This window comes from Streptomyces sp., from assembly GCF_050698815.1.
Taxonomy (GTDB): domain Bacteria; phylum Actinomycetota; class Actinomycetes; order Streptomycetales; family Streptomycetaceae; genus Streptomyces.
Genome location: NZ_JBOHCV010000173.1, coordinates 1 through 3747, shown reverse-complemented (window position 1 = coordinate 3747; position 3747 = coordinate 1). Strand labels below are relative to the sequence as shown.

Here is a 3747-nt window from a genome sequence, read left to right as displayed (position 1 = left end):
GCGCGCCACGTCGCGGCGGCGACAGCCGGCGGCAGTGCGCCGGCCCCGGTGATGATCTCGGCCCGGCGGTGGGTGTCCGAGGGCGGGAGCAGCTTGCCGATGTAGCCCCGGCGCCAGTCGCCGTTCGCGTCAGCCGCGATGTCCTCGGCGGTACGGGCGAAGAACGCCTTGTGCCGCTCGTTCAGAATCGGCGCCGAGTCGACCAGCACCGCCGCCCGTACGGCGTCGGGCCGGGCCGCGCACGCCAGCGCGACCAGGCCGCCGAGGCTGTGACCGATGACGACAGGACGGTCGAAGCCCGCCGCTGCGGCGACGGCGAGGGTGTCGTCGGCGAAGGCGCCGACGTCGTACGCGCCGGGGACGGCCGGGTCCGGGCGGGTGCTGTCGCCGTGACCTCGCAGGTCCAGGGCCGCGACGGCGTGGGACCGCGCGAAGTGCGTGAACTGCGGGGCGAAATAGGAGCTGTCGCAGGACGCGCCGTGCACGAAGACGATCGGCGTCCCGCCGTCTCCGGCGCCGTGGTACGCCAGCCGGACGGGGCCGGCCTTCGTATCGGCGTACTCCGCATACTCCGCCACCAAGACCTCCAACTGTCCGGTCACACCCTCTGGGGCGAGACTAGACCGAACACAGGGACGGTACGCGGTCAGGGATGGCGGCCGGTGAAGCAAGGGGGCGTAGGCAGCGGATGGCATTGACCACGTTTCGCATCGGTGGAGATCTGGCCGTAGGGCGGCTGGGGTTCGGAGCCATGCGCCTGACGACGGAGCCTGGCCCCGCCCGCGAAGCCTCCCTCGCGGTCGCCCGACGGGCCGTGGAATTGGGCATCACACTGATCGATACGGCCCATCTGTACGGCGCCGGAGCCAACGAGGAGCTCCTCGCGGAGGCTCTGTACCCGTACGCGGACGGGCTGCTCATCACCACCAAGGTCGGTGTCGCGCAAACGGGCCCCGCAGGTGAGTGGAAGTTCGACGGGCGGCGGGACGTCCTGCGCGATCAGTTCGAACAGGCCCTGCGCCGACTGCGCGTCGAGCGGATCGAGCTGCTCCAGTTGCACCGCATCGACCCGGAGGTGACCCTGGCCGACCAGCTCGGCTCGCTGCGGGAGCTCCAGGCCGAGGGCAAGGTAGGACGGATCGGGCTGTCCGAGGTCACGGTCGCCGAGCTCGACCAGGCGCGGGAGATCATCGACGTCGTGAGTGTGCAGAACCGGTACAGCCTGGTCGACCGCGAGCACGAGCCTGTGCTCGCGGCGTGCGAGGCGGCGGGGATCGCGTTTCTGCCGTGGCGGCCGGTCGCTGGAGCGGCGTCAGGCGCGACGGCTGAGATCGGTGCTGTGGCGGCCGAACTCGGCGCCACCCCGGCTCAGGTCGCGCTCGCGTGGCTTCTGGACCACTCACCGGTCATCCTCCCGATTCCGGGCACCGCCCGGATCGACCACCTGGAGGAGAACCTCGCTGCGGCACACCTCCGCCTGACTCCAGCCCATCGCGACCGCCTCGACCGGTTGACCGAACAGATGCGGTGACTTCGGTTTCGGCCGCTTCCCTGGTGGGGCAGCCTTGAGCGGCGTCAGAGCACTCGGCGCGGCGTACAGCCCATTGGCGTAAGGCGGATCGATTCGTCAGCCCTCGTACCGGTGATGCGGCAGATCAGGAGACGCCCGATGGGAAGTGGCGGGGTGGAATGGAAACTCCCCACACAAAGAAGGTGCTCATGCCTCTTCGTCACGTGCTCGGTGCCGCTGCCGGTGCCCTCGTGCTCGCGATTTCCCTGCCTGGTTCCGCCAGTGCCGCTCAGGGAGAATTCACCTACGTCTACAACGACTCCAGCGGAACCCCGCAGGCCGGCCAACTCACCGACCCGCCGAGCGGTGTGTGCCTCACCCTCCCCGAGGTCGCGTCCGACTGGACGACGCCCGCGCACACGCCGAGGAACTTCACCGGCTCGACCGCGACGGTCTTCGCCGGCACCGACTGCTCGGGGCCGTACTTCAGCCTGCGCCCCCATGTCGGCCATGCCTCCGAGCGTCTGAAGGTGCGTTCGGTCGTCTTCTCCTAACCAGTTTTCCGCCGCCCCGGTACGAGCCGATCCGAGCCCGTACCGGGGCGGAGCCCCACCCGCGGGCGGTTAACGGGCGTCGAGCTGACGCGCAGCTGACCCGACAGCTTGCAGGTGGCGGGCCAGGGCCGCTGCGGCGAGGAGTGCGACCAGCGTGCACACACCCAGCCACCCGACATACGTATAGGCGCGGGCCGCGATCCAGGAACCCGCACCGCCGCCGACGTACGCGCAGGTCATGTAGGCGGTGTTGAGTCTGCTGCGGACCTCGGCGCGCAGTGCGTAGATCCGTACCTGGTTGGCGACCATGCCGGACTGCATGCCGACATCGAGCAGCAAGGTGCCCAGCACCAAGGCCGCCAGGCCCAGCGCACCGCCGAGGCTGCCGAAGGCGAGGACGACGGCCGAGGCGATGACGCCAAGCATGCAGACGAGGTTGACCGCGTCGGGTCCCAAGCGGTCCACCTGGCGTCCCGCGAGAGGTGTGCAGACCATGGTCCCGGCGTTGACCAGGGCGAGGGCCCCGACCGCCTGTGCACCCATGCCGTACGCCGGGCCGGTGAGCAGGAGTGCGACGTTGGTCCAGACGGCGGAGAAACCGGCGAACACCGTGGCTTGGTAGAAGCAGGAGCGACGCAGGTCGGGTTCGGTGCGCAGCAGGCGCAACGACTCTGCCAGCAGGGCCGGATAGCGCTGCCTCGACGGCGGGGACGTCGTCGGCAGTGCGCGCGCCAGCAGCGTCGCGATGATCACGGTGAGTGCCGCCGCCATCAGGTAGGGGGCCCGCCAACCCAGCCACTCGCCCATCGTCCCGCCGAGTGCGCGAGAGAGCAGCATGCCGCCGATGGAGCCGCTCAGCAGCATGCCGTTGACCACGCCGCGGCGGTCTTCGGCCACCAGGCCGGCCGCCATCGGGCCGACGATGGGGGCGATCACCGTGGCAAGGCCGATGAGGGCGCTCGCGCCGATCAGGGGCGGAAGCGCCGACGCGGTGCTCGCGGCGAGCAGTCCCAGGCCGGTGAGGCCGAGCAGAGTGACGATCAACGGGCGGGGCGGGATCCGGTCACCGAGCGGCACCAGCAGGAAGATCCCCGCCGCGTATCCGAACTGCACCGCGGTCACCACCAGGGCGGCCGAGTCGGGGGACACTCGCAGTCCGGTGGCGACCAACGGGCTGATGGCCTGGGGGAAGTAGACGTTGCCCACGGCCACGCCGCAGGTGAGGGCCAGGAGCAGGATCGGCCAGCGGCTGACCGGAGACGTGGGGCGCTCCAGGGCGCCGGTGCCGGTCACGTCAGTCGACCGGGCCGCCGGCCACGTAGAGCACTTGGCCGGAGACGAACCCCGCATCGGGGCTCACCAGGTACGACGCGGTGTGCGCGATGTCCCCGGGCCGACCGACCCTGCGGACCGGGATGGACTGGGCCGCGTTGCGCTGGAAGTCGGCGAAGTCGAGGCCGAGTCTGCGGGCGGACGCTCTGGTCATGTCGCTCACGACGAAGCGGGGCGCGATGGCGTTGGCGGTGATGCCGCGCGGTCCGAGTTCGAGGGCCAGGGTCTTGGTGAAGCCGATCAGACCGGCCTTCGCGCTGGCATAGCCGACCCGGCCGGCGTCGCCGACCGCCGAGATGCTCGAGATGTTGACGATGCGACCCCACCCGGCGTCGATCATGTGCCGGCCTA

Annotated in this window: 5 protein-coding genes; 2 read left to right on the top strand and 3 right to left on the bottom strand. The window is 70.6% G+C overall.

Annotated features, from left to right (window positions below):
• The coding region (locus ACRDP3_RS06530; protein ID WP_431515868.1) for an alpha/beta fold hydrolase at positions 1-602 on the bottom strand (602 nt) is incomplete at its 3' end.
• A gap of 86 nt (positions 603-688) precedes the next feature.
• On the opposite strand from ACRDP3_RS06530, the gene ACRDP3_RS06525 reads away from it, so the two are divergent.
• A complete protein-coding gene (locus tag ACRDP3_RS06525; RefSeq protein ID WP_431515867.1) occupies positions 689-1531 on the top strand; it encodes an aldo/keto reductase in 843 nt (280 codons plus the stop codon).
• A 188-nt stretch (positions 1532-1719) separates the two neighbouring features.
• Positions 1720-2064, top strand: coding sequence for a hypothetical protein (locus tag ACRDP3_RS06520; protein WP_431515866.1), 345 nt, complete (start codon positions 1720-1722; stop codon positions 2062-2064).
• Positions 2065-2133: 69 nt separating this feature from the next.
• Here ACRDP3_RS06520 and ACRDP3_RS06515 read toward each other — a convergent pair whose 3' ends face one another.
• Both ACRDP3_RS06515 and ACRDP3_RS06510 read right to left on the bottom strand, forming a co-directional pair.
• The gene (locus tag ACRDP3_RS06515) at positions 2134-3357 is read right to left on the bottom strand and encodes an MFS transporter (RefSeq protein WP_431515865.1); all 1224 of its coding nucleotides are present in this window, start codon (positions 3355-3357) and stop codon (positions 2134-2136) included.
• A gap of 1 nt (position 3358) precedes the next feature.
• A partial coding sequence (locus ACRDP3_RS06510; RefSeq protein WP_431515864.1) for an SDR family oxidoreductase occupies positions 3359-3747 on the bottom strand: 389 nt, incomplete at its 5' end.